Origin of the sequence: Microbacterium arabinogalactanolyticum (genome assembly GCF_030268005.1) — a bacterium.
Lineage (GTDB): Bacteria > Actinomycetota > Actinomycetes > Actinomycetales > Microbacteriaceae > Microbacterium > Microbacterium arabinogalactanolyticum.
Map to the genome: position 1 here is coordinate 503,694 of NZ_BRZC01000004.1, position 18,473 is coordinate 522,166.

19 protein-coding genes are annotated in these 18,473 nt (G+C 69.5%); 1 reads left to right on the forward strand and 18 read right to left on the reverse strand.

Features of this window, described 5'->3' with window-relative positions:
- Positions 1-2: 2 nt before the first annotated feature.
- Complete coding sequence (locus tag MIAR_RS06900) at positions 3-500, reverse strand: OsmC family protein (protein ID WP_285633280.1); 498 nt, start codon at positions 498-500, stop codon at positions 3-5.
- Between the two features lie 101 nt (positions 501-601).
- Here MIAR_RS06900 and MIAR_RS06905 point away from each other — a divergent pair, with 101 nt between their 5' ends.
- Positions 602-1,597 (forward strand): asparaginase, encoded by a 996-nt coding sequence (locus MIAR_RS06905; protein WP_285633283.1) that lies wholly within the window; start codon positions 602-604, stop codon positions 1,595-1,597.
- Between the two features lie 54 nt (positions 1,598-1,651).
- Here MIAR_RS06905 and MIAR_RS06910 read toward each other — a convergent pair whose 3' ends face one another.
- From MIAR_RS06910 to prmC, 17 genes are all read right to left on the reverse strand, one after another.
- Positions 1,652-4,345 carry an FtsK/SpoIIIE domain-containing protein gene (locus MIAR_RS06910; protein WP_285633286.1) on the reverse strand — a complete coding sequence of 898 codons (2,694 nt, stop codon included), beginning with the start codon at positions 4,343-4,345 and terminating at the stop codon, positions 1,652-1,654.
- 58 nt (positions 4,346-4,403) lie between these two features.
- On the reverse strand, positions 4,404-5,198 hold the full coding sequence (locus MIAR_RS06915) for a PP2C family protein-serine/threonine phosphatase (RefSeq protein WP_285633289.1): 795 nt from the start codon (positions 5,196-5,198) through the stop codon (positions 4,404-4,406).
- A gap of 70 nt (positions 5,199-5,268) precedes the next feature.
- Positions 5,269-6,252: an aldo/keto reductase gene (locus MIAR_RS06920; RefSeq protein ID WP_285633291.1), complete on the reverse strand. Its 984-nt coding sequence runs from the start codon at positions 6,250-6,252 to the stop codon at positions 5,269-5,271.
- Between the two features lie 88 nt (positions 6,253-6,340).
- Positions 6,341-7,192, reverse strand: coding sequence for a DUF5684 domain-containing protein (locus MIAR_RS06925; protein WP_285633294.1), 852 nt, complete (start codon positions 7,190-7,192; stop codon positions 6,341-6,343).
- A gap of 77 nt (positions 7,193-7,269) precedes the next feature.
- A complete protein-coding gene (locus tag MIAR_RS06930; RefSeq protein ID WP_285633297.1) occupies positions 7,270-8,010 on the reverse strand; it encodes a YaaA family protein in 741 nt (246 codons plus the stop codon).
- Positions 8,011-8,086: 76 nt separating this feature from the next.
- Positions 8,087-8,347, reverse strand: coding sequence for a F0F1 ATP synthase subunit epsilon (locus MIAR_RS06935; RefSeq protein ID WP_285633300.1), 261 nt, complete (start codon positions 8,345-8,347; stop codon positions 8,087-8,089).
- A gap of 2 nt (positions 8,348-8,349) precedes the next feature.
- Positions 8,350-9,804 (reverse strand): F0F1 ATP synthase subunit beta, encoded by a 1,455-nt coding sequence (gene atpD / locus MIAR_RS06940; protein ID WP_285633303.1) that lies wholly within the window; start codon positions 9,802-9,804, stop codon positions 8,350-8,352.
- Between the two features lie 26 nt (positions 9,805-9,830).
- Positions 9,831-10,727: a F0F1 ATP synthase subunit gamma gene (locus tag MIAR_RS06945; RefSeq protein WP_285633306.1), complete on the reverse strand. Its 897-nt coding sequence runs from the start codon at positions 10,725-10,727 to the stop codon at positions 9,831-9,833.
- A gap of 19 nt (positions 10,728-10,746) precedes the next feature.
- Entirely contained in the window at positions 10,747-12,387 is a 1,641-nt protein-coding gene (gene atpA / locus MIAR_RS06950; RefSeq protein WP_285633308.1) for a F0F1 ATP synthase subunit alpha, read from the reverse strand.
- A 50-nt stretch (positions 12,388-12,437) separates the two neighbouring features.
- Positions 12,438-13,226, reverse strand: coding sequence for a F0F1 ATP synthase subunit delta (locus MIAR_RS06955; protein ID WP_285633310.1), 789 nt, complete (start codon positions 13,224-13,226; stop codon positions 12,438-12,440).
- Positions 13,226-13,768 (reverse strand): F0F1 ATP synthase subunit B, encoded by a 543-nt coding sequence (locus MIAR_RS06960; RefSeq protein WP_285633312.1) that lies wholly within the window; start codon positions 13,766-13,768, stop codon positions 13,226-13,228. The genes MIAR_RS06955 and MIAR_RS06960 overlap by 1 nt, the downstream gene beginning before the upstream one ends.
- Before the next feature lie 27 nt (positions 13,769-13,795).
- Positions 13,796-14,032, reverse strand: a complete 237-nt coding sequence (atpE, locus tag MIAR_RS06965; RefSeq protein WP_285633314.1) for an ATP synthase F0 subunit C — start codon at positions 14,030-14,032, stop codon at positions 13,796-13,798.
- A gap of 41 nt (positions 14,033-14,073) precedes the next feature.
- Positions 14,074-14,814, reverse strand: a complete 741-nt coding sequence (atpB, locus tag MIAR_RS06970; protein ID WP_285633317.1) for a F0F1 ATP synthase subunit A — start codon at positions 14,812-14,814, stop codon at positions 14,074-14,076.
- A gap of 175 nt (positions 14,815-14,989) precedes the next feature.
- Positions 14,990-15,502 (reverse strand): Cg1360 family ATP-synthase-associated protein, encoded by a 513-nt coding sequence (locus MIAR_RS06975; protein ID WP_285633320.1) that lies wholly within the window; start codon positions 15,500-15,502, stop codon positions 14,990-14,992.
- Positions 15,499-16,701, reverse strand: coding sequence for an MraY family glycosyltransferase (locus MIAR_RS06980; RefSeq protein WP_285633323.1), 1,203 nt, complete (start codon positions 16,699-16,701; stop codon positions 15,499-15,501). The genes MIAR_RS06975 and MIAR_RS06980 overlap by 4 nt, the downstream gene beginning before the upstream one ends.
- Entirely contained in the window at positions 16,698-17,489 is a 792-nt protein-coding gene (locus MIAR_RS06985) for an L-threonylcarbamoyladenylate synthase (protein WP_285633326.1), read from the reverse strand. Before MIAR_RS06985 ends, MIAR_RS06980 begins: the two co-directional genes overlap by 4 nt.
- Before the next feature lie 68 nt (positions 17,490-17,557).
- A complete protein-coding gene (prmC, locus tag MIAR_RS06990) occupies positions 17,558-18,415 on the reverse strand; it encodes a peptide chain release factor N(5)-glutamine methyltransferase (protein ID WP_285633329.1) in 858 nt (285 codons plus the stop codon).
- Between the last annotated feature and the right edge of the window lie 58 nt (positions 18,416-18,473).

The window sequence follows — 18,473 nt, forward strand, 5'->3', positions numbered from 1 at the left end:
TCTCAGGGGCCGGCAAGAGGGTCGACGGTCACCGTCGCCTCATGGCGGACCGGGAAGTTCACCGAGTTCGCGATGAAGCACCAGTCGTGCGCCTGGTGGTGAGCCTGCTCGGCGGCCTCGATCATGGACGCGTCCGCGACCGTCACCTGCGGATGCAGCACCACCTCGGCGAATGCTCCCCCGCCGCGGCCGTCCTCGCGCATGACCCCGGTCGCCTCATCGCGATACGAGGTGACGACGACCCCCGCCGTGACGCAGGCGTGCAGGTACGACAGCAGATGGCACTCGGCGAGCGCCGCGATCAGCATGTCCTCGGGATTCCAGCGGCCGGGATCGCCGCGGAACGGACGGTCGGCGGAGGCGAGCAGGTCCGGTTTGCCGTCGATCGAGATCGTCACGTCGCGCGCGTAGTCCCGGTAGCCGCTCGTGCCGCTCCCGCGGTCGCCGGTCCAGGTGGCGGTGAGTGCGTAGCGGTGCTCGCCGAGCGGATGCTGTGCCATGCCGCCAGTCTTTCACCTTCCGGGAGCGGCGGGACGGTCGCACGACAGAGGAGGCCAGGCCGTCTGCAGGAAGGGGCGATGCGGCGCATTAGGCTGGTCTGGTGCTGGAGACCCTTACCGTCCGTGATGCTGTCGAACTCGCCGTCGTGGAGCGCAGCGGCTTCGTGGAGTCCCGCCACGCGGGCGCCGCGGTCGTGCTGTCACCGGAAGGCGACATCGTCGCCCAGCACGGCAACGCGGATGCCCTGATCCTCCCCCGCTCGAGCCTCAAGCCGCTGCAGGCGGTCGCCAGCCTCACCGCCGGCGCCGCGCTGGAGGGCGAGCAGCTCGCGGTAGGTACGGCCAGTCATTCCGGGACCGATCGACACGCCGAGGTCGTGCGCGAGATCCTCGCCGCCGGTGGTCTGACCGAGGACGATCTGGGCTGCCCTCCCGCCTGGCCCTCGGATGCCGCCACCCGGCGGGAGATGATCAGCGATCACGCCGCGGAGTCCCGCATCCGGATGAACTGCTCCGGCAAGCACGCGCTCATGCTCCGCGCCTGCGTGGCAACCGGGTGGCCCACCGCGGGGTACCTGGATCCCGCGCATCCGCTGCAGGTGCACATCCGCGAAGTCGTCGAACGGCTCACCGGTGAGAAGATCGCGCACACGTCGGTCGACGGCTGCGGTGCGCCGGTGCATGCGATCACGCTGACCGGGCTCGCCCGCGGCATCCACCGGATCGGCTCCGCGTCGGAGCGCTCCCCGTTCGCGCTGCATCGCGTGGCCGGAGCCCTGGTGCGCGCCGTGCGCGAGAACCCGTGGACGATCGCCGGTCCCGGTGAGCCGGACACGATCGCGATCGAGACGCTCGGCGTTTTCGCGAAGGGCGGTGCCGAGGGCGTCATGGTCATGGTCGCCCCGAACGGCGCGACCGTGGCGCTCAAGATGCTCGACGGCAACGGCCGCGCCGCGACGATCGTCGCCGCGACACTGCTCGCCCGCGCGGGGGCCCTGACGGATGCCGATGTGGCGACGCTGACTGCGGCACTGCCGCTGTCGGTGCTCGGCGGCGGGCAGCCCGTCGGAGCCGTCCGGGTCGCCCCCGGCCTCTGAGCTCTGAGCTCCGCCGCGGGCCGAGGGGTGCTCCCCTCACGCGGGTGAGCGCGCTCACCCGAGCACGACGCGTCGCGGCATCCGTCCGCCCTGCACGCTCCAGGCCCGATCGGCGTGGGCTCGCGCATACGGCGGCAGTTCCCGCACGCCCGTGAGCTGCCGGAGCTCGGTGGCGCACTCCGCGGCGACGACGAGTTCTCCGGAGGATCGGATGCCCTGCAGGAGCGTCCACTGGGCTCGCCAGTCCTCGGGATCACCGACGATGATCACGGGCGCGTCCAGGTGAGCGCCGAGCGCCTCAGCGAGAGGCACGATGCGATGGCCGGGATGCGCGGTGCGCAGCACAGCGCAGGTGGCTCTGACCGCCTGAGTGATGATCCCCACCCGGTGCTCGGACGGCGCCCACACCGCATCGGTTGCCGGAGAGACGCGAGCCGAGGACATGGCGCGATCGGAGGAGCCGGGCACGCACAGCTGCACCTCCCGCCCGTCCAGCCACGCGCGCCCGACCGGACGGTCGCGTTCGAACGCCGCCGGCTCTCCCCCGGCCGCGATGTGCTCGACCCTGCTCGTCAGTCTGAGCAGGCCGCGCCGCGGGAGGGCGTCGATCAGCCGGCCGACCGGCCCTGACACCCGGGACAGCGTGACCACGATCGTCGTGGGGGCGCGCACGATCAGCTCCCAGCGGCTCAGGAAGAGCTGCGCGTAATCGGGCGGATACTGACCGATCAGCACGTCCAGGTCGTCGCAGAGCACGGGTCGATCGGTTCCCGCGCTGAGTTCCGCGACGACGTCCCAGGCGGCCTCGGGATCCGCGGGGATCACGATCGCATCCGGGAGCTGTGCGGCCAGCATCTCGATGGCAGAGCTCTTGCCCGAGCCGGGCCCGCCGATCAGCGCAAGCCCGTCCGACGGCCCCAGCGCCACCCACGGCTGCCTCTGCCGCTCGGGCTCGTCCGCCCGGCCGAGCACCGCGCCGCCGTCGTCGCGCACGCCGCTCGGCAGCGGGATCCGAGCCGGCAGCGGAGGCAGCCATGGGCTTCTCTGCGATTCGTGTCCCGCCCACCGGCGGTCGACGCCGGCGAGAGCGGCCTCGGCAGTGAGGGCGATGCGGGCCGGCAGTGCCGCCGTGTCTCGGGGACGCCGCACGAAGGCCAGGCCGCGCGAGTCCGCTCCGCCGGGCAGATCGGATGCCGCATCCGAGCCGATCACGAAACGGCTGTCGGCCGCCTCGGCGACCCGCAGGCTGACGCGCAGCGGGCAGTTCGCGGCCAACGCGTCGCGGATGACCCCACTCGCGCGCTGCGTGCCGAGGATGAGATGCATGCCGAGGGCGCGACCGCGCGCCGCGACGTCGGTGAAGATCTGGCCCAGGTCGGGGTGCTCCTGAAGAAGCGCGGCGAACTCGTCCACGACGATCACGAGCCGCGCCAGCTCGGGACAGTCAGTGACGTCGCGCACGCCGGCCCGCGACAGCGCGGCCTCTCGCCGCCGCAGCTCGGCGCTCAGGCTCCCCACGCCGCGCTGCGCTCCCTCGGCGTCCAGATCGGTGACGACCGCGACCACGTGGGGCAGGCGGCGCAGCGGATCGAACGCCGTGCCGCCCTTGAAGTCGACGAGCACGAAGGCGAGCTGCTCCGGCGGGTGCGCTGCAGCGAGGCCCGTGATCCAGGTGATCAGCAGCTCGCTCTTCCCGGTCCCCGTCATACCGGTGACGATGGCATGCGGGCCGTCCTCGACGAGGTCCACGACCACATCTCCTCGCTCGCCCCTCCCGAGTGCGGCGGTGAGGCCGGCAGGGCCCACCGGTGCGAGTTCGTCCAGACCGATGCGATCGGGGAAGGTCTCCTCGGCATCCGTCCGCCCGGCGAGCTCTGCGGCGATCGCCCGCGCCTGCTGCGCGGACAGGGCCTCGACCGCGACGGACTCCTCACCGTCGGGTGTGCGCACACGCGTCTCGTCCGGCACGGTGCAGTCGAGCACGGTGGTCACGCCCTCTGGGGCCTCCTCCCCCGGCCGGCGGATGCACACGACGGCATCCGCACCCTCCACCCCGGCATCGAGCCCGAGCCGGAACGCCGCGCGACGGCGGCCCAGGTGCGGGAGCGCATCCAGTGCCCAGGCCGGTGCGAGGTCGCCGATCACACCCAGCTGGCCCGGGCCGAACCGCAGGCACAGCTGGATCACGAGCGCGCGGGCGACGGCCCGGGCCACGGGTTCTGCGGCGCGGACGCAGATCCCGCCGCCGAGTGGGACCGACGCGGGCGCGTCATGCAGCGTCTGCGCGCGAACGCGGAAGGCCCGCGAGAGCTCGTCCTCCCCGCCCCTCACCTGGACGCGGCTGGTCCGGGTTCCACGGCCCAGCACCACCGGAGTGGCTCGATCAGGCGGCTCATGCCCTCGCAGCGGCGGCTCGGCCACGCACTCCGCGACGCCCGGTTCGCGGCGCCAGGCGGCGGCGTGCTCCTGTACGTGCAGGCGCTCCAGCTCCGCCTCGGCGCGCTGCCAGCCGGCATCCGCCTCCTGCTGCGCGCGTCGGCGATCCCTGCCCCTGGTGCGCAGCCCGTCGAGGAACGACGCGACCAGCATCAGCGGGCCGAGCGCGGCGAAGCACAGCGCGAACAGGGACCCCGTGACCAGCCAGAGGACGACACCCGCGACGACGGGCACGACCGCGGCCATCAGAGGCAGCGACGGGCGTCTCGGCTCGGCGGGAACAGCGGGAAGCACGATCGTGGTGGCGTCCATGCGCACCATTGCACCGCACGATCAGCACGGGAACCGGCCTGTCCACAGGCCGGACCGGTCATTCCTCCGGATCGGCGTCTGTGGAGGGAGAGTCCGGCATCAGCACGCGCACGACGATCAGCGTGACGTTGTCGCGCCCGCCGTTCTCCAGAGCCGCGTCGAGCATGGCTTCCGCCGCCTCGGCCGGGTCCTCGTGCTCGCGCAGGAAATGCAGGATGCCGTAGTCCGTGAGCTCTTTGGTGAGCCCGTCGGAGCAGATGACGAGCCGGTCCTCGTCGCGCAGGTCGACCGTCACGTAGTCCGGCGGCACGAGCTCACTGGCGCCGACGGCGCGCGTGATCACGTTGCTGTACGGGTGGCCGTCGGCCTCCTCCGGGCTGATCTTGCCCGAGGCGATGAGCTCCTGCACCACGGAGTGGTCGGTCGTGACCTGCACGAGCCGGTCATCGCGCTTGAGGTAGACGCGCGAGTCGCCGATGTTCAGCACGGTCCACTGCGGGGTGCCGTCCTCGGCGTGGTCCAGAAATGCACCGGTGAGCGTGGTCCCGGTGCCCTCGTCCGTCGTCTCCGGGTGCAGGTGGATGTCGTCGACCGCGTGGTGCAGTGCGGTCTGGATGGCGGCATCCGACACCTCGCCGTCACCGACCATCTCGTCGAGGCGGGCGACCGTGCTCTGGCTGGCGATCTCGCCACCCGCATGCCCGCCCATGCCGTCCGCCACCACGAAGAGCGGGAACCTCGCCAGGAACGAGTCCTGGTTGTTCTCACGGCGACGACCGCGATCGGTCACCCCGGCCCAGGCGAGCTGCAGCTCGTCGCTGACGCGATGCGTCTGCGTTGTGGTCTCAGGCACGGGCGGTCTCCGTCGAGTGGGCGGATGCAGGGGCATCCGCGGGATACAGATACATGCTAGTGGTCGCCGCTCACATCGCCGACGCGGGGTCCTCGACCAGCGGGAACAGCCGGTCGATCTCCTCCAGCTCGGCGACGGACGGCGCCCAGGCATCGGAGGCTGCGGCATTCGCCTCGACCTGGGCCGGCGTGGTGGCTCCGGCGATCACACTGGCCACCCCCGGCTGGGCGAGCAGCCACCCGAACGTCGCCTGCAGCATGGTGATCCCCCGCGCGTCGCAGAACGCCTGGTACGCCTCGAGCGCATCCCACGGGGCATCGGCCCAGATGTGCGGACGGGTCTCCATGATGCGGCTTCCCGCCGGACCGCCTTCGCGGGTGAACTTGCCGGTGAGCAGACCGTTCTTCAGCGGGAAGTACGGGAAGAATCCCAGATCGTAGCGATTCGCCGCGGGCAGCACCTCCCGCTCGGACGCCCGTGCGAGCAGCGAGTAGTGGTTCTGCGCGGAGATGAACCGGCCCGTGGAGCGCGCCCGCGCCGTGAACTCCGCCTCGGCGATCTGCCATCCGTCGAAGTTCGAATGACCGTAGTAGCGGATCTTCCCCTCATCGACGAGCTCGTCCAGGGCGTCGATCGTCTCGGCGATCGGCGTCTGCGGGTCAGGCAGATGAAGCTGGTACAGGTCGATCCAGTCCGTGCGCAGGCGCCGCAGGGACTGCTCGACGGCGAAGCGCACGTACCGGCGGGAGCCTCGGCCACCCGGGAAGTCGTAGCCCATGTCGCGGGCGTGCCCGAACTTCGTGGCCAGCACGACGCGATCGCGACGCCCCTCGAGGGCCTCGCCCATCAGCGCCTCGCTGCTGCCCGGCTCTGCGCCGTACATGTCGGCCGTGTCGAAGAAGAAAACGCCGTTCGAGAGGGCCGCGTCGATCACGGCCCTGGTGCCCTCCAGCGTCTGCGTCACGGTGCCCGCGCGCCCGAAGTTGTTGCAGCCGAGGCCGGTTGCGGAGACGACGAGGCCGGATGCGCCGACGCGACGCTGCGAGGTTCCCATGCCTCCACCGTATCGAACGCGCGGACATGCCGAGGCCGCACGCAGGAACGCCCCCGACCGGAGTCGGGGGCGTTCGAGGCGAATCAGATCACGCCGGGGGCTGCGTCGGATCTGCCGGCGGCTCAGCGGCCGGCGGTGCGGGCGGAGCAGGAGGCGCCGGCGGAGTCGCAGGCGGTGCAGCAGGCGGCACGGGGGCTGCCGGGGGCGCCGCGGGCGGCGGAACCGGAGCACCCGGTGCAGCAGGCGGCGGGAACGGAGCACCGGGCTGCGGAACACCGTATCCCGGCTGCGCGGGGGCGCCGTAACCGGGCTGTGCCGGGTAGCCGGGCTGCTGCGGAGCACCGTAGCCGGGCTGCGGCGGGGCGTAGCCCTGCGGTGCCGGCGGCTGGTATCCCTGCGGCGCGCCGTAGCCGGGGGCCGCGAAGCCCGGAGCAGCGGCGGCCGACGGCTGAACGGGGATGCCGTCCCACACCGTGCGGTCGGCGAGGAAGCTGTTCGTCGCCCAGGCGGACGGCGGGATGTTCGGGTTCCAGCGCGAGGAGTCGAAGGCGAGGATACCCAGCCAGACCGGCTCGAGCAGGATGTACAGCACGATCCACGCGCCGTCCTTCTGCAGCTTCTGGCCGATGCGGTACGCGGCCAGGATGCCCATCACGGCGACGGCCAGGCCGACCAGCCAGCCGAGGAACGGGATCCAGGTCAGGAACACGCCGAAGAGCAGCCAGGGGCTGACATCACCGAGCTTGAAGAAGATCATCCCGTTGTAGAACGGGACCCAGGCGCGCCACTTGCCCTGCACACCGGCCTTCTCGAAGATGTTCATCAGGAACCAGGCCGTGATGACGTAGAAGATGGGCCCGGCAAGCAGCACGATCAGCCAGATCAGGCCGATCAGGGCGCTCACCCCCGCGCCATAGCCGTAACCGCTGTAGTCGTCCATGTTTCCCTCCGATAGGCATTCGCGTCCACGCGGACGCCGTGACCACACTAGCCAACGCCCGGTACCGCGAGCAATCGTCACTCTGCGACGACGAGCTCCAGCACTCCGGCATCCGCTGTCCTCCTGAGCAGGATGCCCTGCTCGCCGGCCCACGAGAGGAGGGATCCGGCCGACTTCACCCTCGGGCGCGTGTGCGCGAGGGTGCGCACCAGTTCGCCCTTGGACTTCTTGTTGAAGTGGTTCAGCGCCCGGCCCTGCTCGGTGACCACGCGCACGTAGGCGGCGGGGACGCCTGACGGAACGGGCCCGAGCGCGACGTACGCCTCACTGCGCAGGTCGAGAACGAAGTCGGCGTCGCCCAGTGCGGCGCTGGTCGCCGCGCTCCAATGCCGTCGCAGCGGCGGGATGCCAGGCAGCGACGTCCCGGCCGAAAGCCGGTACACCGGGATCGGGTCCAACGCTCCGACCGGTCCGAAGGGCGCCGAGTGGATGAGCACGTTCCGTCCCAGCCACCGTCGGGCCGGCTGGTCGAGCGATCCGGCGTCCAGTGCGTCGTAGAGCACGCCGGTGTACCGGTCGACCGCCGCCATCGTGGCGGCCGTGCGCAGCATCCGGTTGTGGTCCACATCCGCCAGCTGACGGTCGCTGAGCTTGAGCACGCGCCGCACGGCGTCGGCATCCGCCGACAGCGCCACGAGGGCGTCCACGACCGCCTCGCGCTGCGGCGCAAGGGCGGGCAGCGCGAGCCCGGCGACGTCGAGCGGCCGCGGCCGCCCCCCGGCGCGCTTGGTCTCCGAGGGCGGGAGGAGGATCTTCATGAGCTCCCTGCATACGGAGACGTCCGCCCCGTCCTGCGCCGGAGCGCGGTCGAGGCGGACGTCTCGGGAATGGTTGTCAGGCGACCAGTGCGGCGTTCCCGGCCACGATCGTCAGGGCGTCGCCCTCCATGGAGAGGAAGCCGTCCTGCGCGTTGGCGAGCACCTTCGTGCCGTCGGGCCGGGTGATCCGGACCTGCCCCTCGGCGAGGATGGCCAGGACCGGCTCGTGACCGGACATGAAGCCGATCTCGCCCTCGACGGTCTTGGCGACGACGAGCGACGCTTCTCCCGTCCAGACCTCCGCGTCCGCGGAGACGAGGCTGACGTGCAGAGCCATGGTCAGCCGTTCTCCTTCTGGATCTTCGCCCACGCCTCTTCCACGTCGGAGATGCCACCGACGTTGAAGAACGCCTGCTCGGCGACGTGGTCGAAGTCACCGCGGCAGATCGCATCGAACGACTCGATGGTCTCCTTCAGCGGCACGGTCGAACCCTCGACGCCGGTGAACTTCTTGGCCATGTAGGTGTTCTGCGAGAGGAACTGCTGGATGCGGCGCGCACGGGCGACGACGATCTTGTCCTCTTCCGAGAGCTCGTCGACACCGAGGATCGCGATGATCTCCTGGAGCTCCTTGTTCTTCTGCAGGATCTGCTTGACCGTGGTGGCCACGCGGTAGTGGTCCTCGCCCAGGTAGCGGGGGTCCATGATGCGCGACGTCGAGGTCAGCGGGTCGATGGCCGGGTACAGACCCTTCGACGCGATCTCACGGCTGAGCTCGGTCGTCGCATCGAGGTGCGCGAACGTGGTCGCCGGAGCCGGGTCGGTGTAGTCGTCAGCCGGCACGTAGATCGCCTGCAGCGAGGTGATCGAGTGACCGCGCGTCGAGGTGATGCGCTCCTGCAGGAGGCCCATCTCGTCAGCCAGGTTCGGCTGGTATCCCACGGCGGAGGGCATGCGGCCCAGCAGCGTGGAGACCTCGGAACCGGCCTGCGTGAAGCGGAAGATGTTGTCGATGAAGAGCAGCACGTCCTGCTTCTGCACATCGCGGAAGTACTCCGCCATGGTCAGGGCCGACAGGGCGACGCGCAGACGCGTCCCCGGCGGCTCGTCCATCTGGCCGAAGACGAGGGCGGTCTTGTCGAAGACGCCCGCCTCCTCCATCTCGTGGATCAGGTCGTTGCCCTCACGGGTGCGCTCACCGACACCGGCGAACACCGACACACCACCGTGGTCCTGCGCGACGCGCTGGATCATCTCCTGGATGAGGACCGTCTTGCCGACGCCGGCGCCGCCGAACAGGCCGATCTTTCCACCCTGCACGTACGGGGTGAGGAGGTCGATCGACTTGATGCCGGTCTCGAACATCGTGGTCTTCGACTCGAGCTGGTCGAAGTTCGGCGCCTTGCGGTGGATCGGCCAGCGCTCGGTGATCTCGATCTGCTCGCCGGGCTCGGCGTTGAGGACCTCGCCGATCACGTTGAAGACCTTGCCCTTGGTGACGTCGCCAACGGGCACCGAGATGGCGGCGCCGGTGTCGCGGACCTCCTGGCCGCGGACGATGCCGTCCGTCGGCTTCAGGGCGATCGCGCGCACCAGGTCGTCACCCAGGTGCTGTGCGACCTCGAGGGTGATCTCGTTGGACTCTTCGCCCATGACGATGGTCGTCTTCAGCGCGTTGTAGATGTCGGGGATCGAGTCGTGCGGGAACTCGATGTCGACAACCGGACCGTTGACGCGTGCGACGCGCCCGACGACCGCGGTCGCGGGCTTGTCAGCCGTAGCGGTGGGGGTCATTTCTTCGTCTCTTTCCTGAGTGTCTGTCAGCTGGATGCCAGTGCGTCGGCGCCACCGACGATCTCGGCGATCTGCTGGGTGATCTCGGCCTGACGCGCGTTGTTGCGCAGGCGGGTGTAGTCGGTGATCAGCTTGTCGGCGTTGTCGCTGGCCGACTTCATCGCCTTCTGCGTCGCCGCCTGCTTCGCGGCGGACGACTGCAGCAGTGCGTTGAACACACGGCTCTGGATGTACACCGGCAGGATCGCATCCAGCACGGTCTCGGCATCCGGCTCGAACTCGTAGAGCGGGTAGACGGTGCTGCCCGCCTCCGAGTCGTCCGCCTCCGCGATCTCCAGCGGCAGCAGGCGCACGGACTCCGGCGACTGCGTCATCATGCTGACGAAGCGGTTGTACACGAGGGTGATCTCGTCCACGCCGCCGGCATCTCCCCCGCGGTTGAAGGCATCCAGCAGGGTGTGCGAGATCTTCTCCGCGGTGTGGAAGGACGGCGTGTCCGTGTCGCCGGTCCACTCCGCCGCCGAGGCGATGCCCCGGAACTGGAAGTAGCCGACGGCCTTACGGCCCACCAGGTAGAACACCGGCTCCTTGCCCTGCTCGCGCAGGAGCTCTGCAACCTCGAGACCCTCACGGAGGATCTGCGAGTTGAAGGCTCCGGCGAGGCCGCGGTCCGACGAGAAGATGACGACCGCGGAGCGGCTGATCTTCTCGGGCTCGCGGGTGAGCGGGTGGTCGACGTTCGAGTGCGTCGCGACGGCGGACACGGCCCTCGTCACGGCACGCGCGAAGGGGCTGGACGCCTTGACGCGTGCCATCGCCTTCTGGATGCGCGAAGCCGCGATGAGTTCCATCGCCTTCGTGATCTTCTTGGTCGTCTGAGCAGAAGAGATCTTCTGCTTGTAGACCCTGAGTTGAGCGCCCATGAATCAGTACCTCACGCGATTACGCGCGACGACCCTTGACGATCTTCTCCTGGTTGACGTCGTCCGCCTCGGCGGCGGCGTGCTCCTCGTGGCCCGGGGCGCCGATGGCGTGACCCTTGCCGCCCTGGAACTCCAGAAGGAAGGCGTCGGTCTGCTTGTCGAGCTCGGCGACGGTCGCGTCGTCGAGGACGTTCGTCTCGCGCAGGGTGTCGAGGATGCTCGTGTTGCGACGCAGGTAGTCGAGCAGGTCGCGCTCGAAGCGCAGCACGTCCTCGACCTCGATGGTGTCGAGCTTGCCGTTGGTGCCGGCCCAGATCGAGACGACCTGCTCCTCCACCGGGTACGGCGAGTACTGCGGCTGCTTGAGCAGCTCGGTCAGGCGGGCACCGCGGGCCAGCTGACGACGCGAGGCGGCGTCGAGGTCGGATGCGAACATCGCGAACGCCTCGAGCGAGCGGTACTGCGCGAGCTCGAGCTTCAGCGTTCCGGAGACCTTCTTGATCGACTTGACCTGAGCGTCACCACCGACTCGCGAGACCGAGATGCCCACGTCGACAGCAGGACGCTGGTTGGCGTTGAACAGGTCGGACTGCAGGAAGATCTGACCGTCGGTGATCGAGATCACGTTGGTCGGGATGTACGCCGAGACGTCGTTCGCCTTGGTCTCGATGATCGGCAGACCGGTCATCGAGCCGGCGCCGAGCTCGTCGGACAGCTTCGCGCAGCGCTCCAGCAGACGGGAGTGCAGGTAGAACACATCGCCCGGGTAGGCCTCGCGCCCCGGCGGGCGGCGCAGCAGCAGCGACACGGCGCGGTAGGCCTCGGCCTGCTTGGACAGGTCGTCGAAGACGATCAGCACGTGCTTGCCGTCGTACATCCAGTGCTGGCCGATGGCCGAGCCGGTGTACGGGGCGAGGTACTTGAAGCCCGCGGGGTCGGAGGCGGGAGCGGCCACGATGGTGGTGTACTCCAGCGCACCGGCGTCCTCGAGCGCGCCCTTCACCGAGGCGATGGTCGAGCCCTTCTGGCCGATCGCGACGTAGATGCAGCGAACCTGCTTGTTGACGTCGCCGGACTCCCAGTTGGCCTTCTGGTTGATGATCGTGTCGATCGCCAGTGCCGTCTTGCCGGTCTGACGGTCGCCGATGATCAGCTGGCGCTGGCCGCGGCCGACGGGGATCATGGCGTCGATCGCCTTGACGCCGGTCTGCATCGGCTCGTGCACCGACTTGCGCTGCATGACGCCGGGCGCCTGCAGCTCGAGCTCGCGGACGCCGTCCGTCGCGATGGCGCCGAGGCCGTCGATCGGGTTGCCGAGCGGGTCGACGACGCGACCCAGGTAGCCGTCGCCGACGGGGACCGAGAGGACCTCGCCGGTGCGGGTCACTTCCTGGCCGGCCTCGATGCCGGTGAAGTCGCCGAGGACGACCACGCCGATCTCGTGCTCGTCGAGGTTCAGCGCCAGGCCCTTGGTGCCGTCACCGAAGGTGACGAGCTCGTTGGCCATGACGCCGGGCAGCCCCTCGACGTGCGCGATGCCGTCGGCTGCGTCGATGACGGTGCCGACCTCGGTCGCGACGGCGCCAGTGGGCTCGTAGGCGGCTGCGAAGTTCTTCAGCGCGTCACGGATGACGTCGGGGCTGATCGATAGTTCTGCCATTGTCTTCCCTTTGTGTGTCTGGTGTGCGCGGTTCCCCGCGTCAGTCTGTGTCAGCTCGCGAGCTTCTGACGGAGCTCGGCGAGTCGGGCGGAGATGCTGCCGTCGATGACGTCATCGGCGATCTGCACGCGCAGGCCGCCGACGACGGTGGGGTCGATCACCTGGTTCACGGAGATCTCCCCGCCGTAGCGGCGTGCCAGAGCGTCACGGAGACGCGTCTCCTGCGCAGCGGCGAGCGGTGCGGCCGTGTAGACGGTCGCGACCGAGCGGCCGGCCTGCGCGGAGACGATGTCGATGGCCCGGCTCAGAAGCTGACGGACGCGGCGCTCGCGCGGCAGGCGCACCAGCGAAGCGGCGATCAGCACGGTCGCAGCGGAGGCCGAGGAACCCAGTACGTTCTCGACGAGCGCGGCCTTGGCCGCGGAGTCGCCGAGGCGGCTGCCGAGCGCGAGCTCGAACTCCGGGTTCGCGGCGACGACGCGCGAGAACCCGAAGAGCTCGCCGGCGACGTCGTCCTTCGCGGAGGCGATGGCCGCAGCGCGGATCGCGAGCTCCTCGACACCGTCGATGAGATCGGATGCACTGGACCAGCGCTCACCGGCGACGGTGTCCAGCAGCGCGCGCACCGGAGCGGATGCCCCGGCGAACACGCTGGAGACCAGCGCGGAGCGTGCCTGGGCAGGCGCCGTGGGATCGGCCAGCGCGCCGCTCAGCTGAGCCGAATCCCCGAGCGCGCGGGCGGCTGCGAACAGCTCGGCCGCACTGTCGAGGGTCAGGCCCGACGCCGCGGCAAGCGCCTGCGTGGATGCCGCGAGTGCCTGAGTGGTCGCGCTGCCCATTACTTCGCCTTCTCGAGGTCGGCGAGGAAGCGGTCCACGACGGCCGTCGCACGAGCGTCGTCGGTGAGGGTCTCCCCCACCACGCCGCCGGCGAGGTCGATCGCGAGCGTGCCGACCTCGTTGCGGAGGGACACGAACGCGGCCTGGCGCTCGGCCTCGATCTGCGTGTGCGCGGCGGTGGTGATGCGGTTCGCCTCAGCGGACGCGGCATCCTTCGCCTCGGCGACGATCTTCTTGCCGTCCTCGCGGGCGGCGTCGCGGATCTGTCCGGCCTCGGTGCGCGCCTCGGCGAGCTGACGGGTGTACTCGTCGAGCGCGGCCTCGGCCTGCTTCTGAGCCTCATCAGCCTTGGCGATGTTGCCTTCGATCGCTGCGGAGCGCTCATCGAGCATCGCCGTGAGCTTCGGAAGGGCGACCTTCCAGACCACGATGAGGATGATGAGGAACCACAGCGCCGACCAGACGATGTCGTACCAGGCAGGGAGAAGCGGGTTCTGCGCCTCTTCCCCTGCTGCCAGGTTCGTGACAAGAGCGTTCAGCATCCTGTCTCCTTCAGAAGTCGCTGCGGTTTACGGGAAGGGGATGAATCCGACGGCGATGCCGACGAATGCAAGCGCCTCGGTGAAGGCGATACCGATCCACATCAGGACCTGCAGGCGACCTGCGAGCTCGGGCTGGCGGGCGACACCCTCGATCGTCTTGCCGACGACGATGCCCACGCCGATGGCCGGGCCGATGGCGGCGAGGCCGTAGCCGACTGCCGCGAGGTTGCCGTTGACTGCTGCGAGAACCGTAGTTGCGTCCACGGGGTTTTCCTTTCGATTTTGGTCAGCAGATGCTGACCCGTTCAGTGCTCTTCTGCGACCGCGAGCTGGATGTAGATCGCGGTGAGGACGGTGAAGACGTAGGACTGCAGGACGACGACGAGGATCTCGAAGATCGTGAACGCGCCGCCGAAGGCGAGGGTTCCGACGCCGAGCGCGGCCCAGCCGCCGCCTGCGGTGAACATGAAGAATGCGGTGGCCGAGAAGCAGAGCACGAGGATCATGTGCCCGACGACCAGGTTCATCATCAGTCGGAGCGTGAGCGTGACCGGACGGATGATGAAGGTGGAGATGAACTCCAGCGGCGTGACGATGATGTACACCGGCCACGGCACACCCGAGGGGAAGAGCGAGTTCTTCCAGAACCCGAGGGGGCTCTTCTTCATGCCCGCGTAGATGAACGTCACGTAGCTGATCACGGCGAGCGTGAGTGGGACGGCGATGATCGCGGTTCCCGGCATGTTCAGGAACGGGATGATGCCCGTGATGTTCATGAACAGGATCATGAAGAAGATCGTGACCAGCAGCGGCGCGAACCGCTCGCCGTCCTTGCGGCCGAGCAGATCGTGCGCGATTCCGTTGCGGACGAAGCCGATCCCCATCTCGACGAGGCTCTGGAAGCGGCCGGGGACGACCTTCATCCGGCGCGTGCCGAGCCACATGAACAGCACGACGGCGATCACCGAGAGGAACTGGATCAGGTGGATCCGGTGAACCGGAACACCGAAGACCTCGAACAGGATCGGCGGGAAGAAGTCGCCCATCGAGGGACCATGGAACTCACCATCACCGGCGAATGGACGAAGGATCATTGTCGCAACGGGATTCAACAGCGCGGGCTCCAGCTTCGGGTCACCGGTCGGAACCGGGGCGACGAGGGACGGTGTGCATCACAGCGCAAGCGCTCGCGAAACGAGCGGCGGGCACGGTTCAACACTATCAGATGTCGCCGGTCTGCTTTGGCGCACCGGGCGCCCCCTGGGCGTCGTCACCGTCGTCTTCGGGGTTCGTCGTCGGGAGGTCGATGTCGCTGACGTTCGGGAGCCGCATCTTCGTGAGGACGATGACATCCACGACGAGAGTCATCGCGATGCCCGCGACGAGAGCGAGGAAGAAGACGAGCGGGTCGATCCACGGCTGCTCACGCAGCACCAGCATGAGCACCACGAACAGACCGAGCTTGACCAGCCAGCCGCCGAGCACGATCGCGAAGAAGAACTGCACGTACAGCGGGTCCCCGAACCAGCGGTTCGCGAACAGGATGCTGCCCGCTGTGATCCCGAGGAAGATGAACGAGAGGAGCACGCCGATCAGCCCGCTCCACAGCCCGTCGGTGCCGGCGACTGCGAAGCCAATGCCCGCGGCGATGAGAGCCAGCACCCCGGCCGCGACGGCGGACAGGATCAGCGTGCGGCGAAGGATGGGCGTGCTGGACACGGGGCTCGGGGTCATCGGGGCTCCAGGGGCTTCGTGGGCTTCATGGCGTCAAGGGTCTGGGGTGCGCCCTCGGACGGTTCGTCCGTGCGCGGGCTGCGGCGAGAGGGTATCCGGGTGACCACCAGGCAGGCGGCCGCCCCGAGCACGCCGAACACGATCCCGCCGACGTAGCCGCCGGGCCAGTCCTGGCGCGTCCCGATGTACATCAGCAGCACCGCGAGCGAGATCACGGCGGTCCAGGCGTAGAAGACGAGCACGGCGTCGCGGTCGCGGTGGCCGAGGTCCAGCATCCGATGATGCAGGTGCTTGCGGTCCGGGGCGAACGGCGACTTGCCCGCGCGCATCCGCCGGAACACGGCCAGACCGAAGTCCAGCAGCGGCAGCATCACGATGACCAGCGGCAGGACGATCGGGATGAAGGCGCCCAGCAGCTGCGAACGGCCGAACTTCGCGGGGTCGAACGCGTTCACGTCGCCCTGGGCGGTCACGGCGATCGCCGAGGTGGCCATCAGCAGGCCGAGCACGAGCGCGCCGGAGTCGCCCATGAAGATCTTGGCGGGGCTCCAGTTGAACGGCAGGAACCCCAGGCAGGCGCCGATCAGGACGGCGGCGAGGAAGGTGGCCACGTTGAAGTAGCTGGTCGCGCCGGAGTCGCGGGTGAGGATGTAGGAGTAGACGAAGAAGATGCCGTTCGCGATCAGGCAGACGCCGGCGACGAGCCCGTCGAGTCCGTCGATGAAGTTCACGGCGTTCATGACCACGACGATCGCCACCATCGTGATCGCGATGCTGAGCCACGGCGAGACGAGGACCATGGTCCCGACGGGCAGCGACAGGATCTGCAGACCGCCCCAGGCCGTGATGATGCCGGCGGCGAGGAACTGCGCGGCCAGCTTGATCATCCAGTCCAGATCCCAGAGGTCGTCGATCACGCCGACCACGGCGATCAGCGCGGCCGCGGCGAGGATCGCCCAGAGCGTCTGCGGCGGCGACCACATCCGCTCGAAGAACGGGTTCGCGGTGGAGATCAGGATCGCCGCGGCGATGCCGATGAACATGGCGACGCCGCCCAGGCGGGGCTTCGGCGTCTTGTGCACGTCCCGTTCACGGATGCCCGGGTAGAGCTTGAACTTCATGCTCAAGCGCCACACCGCCCACGTCAGCGCGAAGGTGATCGACGCCGTGAGGATGATCGTGAACAGATACTGCTTCACTCTTCGTCTACCGGACTTCCCGCGTCCCCTGCCGGTGCGGCGTCCGCGGCAGGAGCGGCGTCCGCGGCAGGAGCGGCGTCAGGAACGTGACCCGGGACCGTCTCGTCGGGCTTCTCGGCGGGCTCGAGCAGATCACCGAGGACCTCCTCGAGCTGCTCGCGGGAGACCGCTCCCTGGCGCAGGATCCGGACGACAGGGGTCTCCCCCTCCGCGGTGCCCACCAGCGAGGTCGCGTCCACGATGGTCGAGGGGATGCCGTTCTCGCTGTAGCCCTCCTCGAGGTACACCGCGACGGAGTCGCCCAGCATCTCCTGGGCGTCGGAGGCGATGACCGCGGCATCGTGGCCGGTGAGGTTCGCGCTGGACACCGCGAGCGGGCCGGTCTCGGCGAGCAGCTCGAGGGCCACGCGGCGGTCGGGCATCCGCACCGCGACCGTGCCCTTGGTCTCCCCCAGGTCCCAGGTCAGCGACGGCTGCGCGGGCAGCACGATGGTCAGTCCGCCGGGCCAGAACGCGTCGATGAGCTTCTGCACGGCATCAGGCACGGACTCCACCAGAGCCGCCATCATCTCGGGCCCCGCGACGAGCACGGGCGGCGGCATCTCACGACCCCGGCCCTTCGCGTCGAGGAGACGCTGGACGGCGGCAGGTGAGAACGCGTCGGCGGCGATGCCGTAGACGGTGTCGGTGGGGAGGACGACGAGCTCGCCGCGGGCGATCGCCTGACGGGCGTGGCGCATGCCGGCGAGGATCTGGGCGTCGTCGCGGCAATCGAAGACAGTTGACATGGCGTGCTCATTCTACGGTGGTGGCCTGTCGGTCCGCCGTGGAGGGCGGACCCGGGTTCAGGGGAGGCTCAGCGACTCAGCGCAGTGGTGGCGCGATCGCGCCGGGTCAGGTCCTCGTGCGTCGCCGCCGCCCGCCATCCGTCGGCCTCCAGCAGCGCCCGGATCGACGCGCCCTGCAGCTCGCCGTGCTCCAGTACGAGCAGACCGCCCGGATGCAGCAGCTCCTGCGCCCGCCGGCTGATCACCCGCACCACGTCGAGCCCGTCCGCGCCGCCGTAGAGCGCCTGCGCTGGATCGTGCAGGCGCACCTCCGGGTCGCGCGGGATCGCGTCGTCCGGCACGTAGGGCGGGTTGGAGATCACGACCGACGCCGTGCCGCGCAGCTCATCGAACGCGGTGGCGAGATCGTCGAGCACGAGGGTCAGGTTCTCGGCATCCGCGGTGTTCCTCGCAGCCCAGGCGTGCGCCTCGAGCGAGCGCTCGACGGCGAACACCCGCGCGTGCGGCACCTCGGTCGCCATCGCGAGAGCGATAGCGCCGCTGCCCGTGCCCAGATCGATCGCGATCGGCGAGGGCGAGGCGCTCTCCATCAGTGCGTCGATCGCGATCTGCACGACCGTCTCGGTCTCCGGCCTGGGCACGAAGACGCCGGGGCCCACGGCGAGCTCCAGGTGCCGGAAGGCGGCGACACCGGTGAGATGCTGCAGGGGCTCCCTGGCTGCGCGCCGCGAGACGAGTGCGTCCAGCCGAGCGGCATCCGCGTCCTCCAGCCCGTCACCGCGGACGACGGCAGCCTGCAGCTCGCCGCGTCCGAGGCCCAGGACATGGCCGATCAGCAGCTCCGCATCCACCAGCGGGTCCGGAACCCCGGCATCGGCGAGCTGCTGGGCGACGGCGCGCAGACGCGCGGAGAGGGAGTCGGGCATCCCTCCAGCGTAGGCGTCGAACGCGCTCGGACACATTCGGCGAGGGTCGGGGATCCGG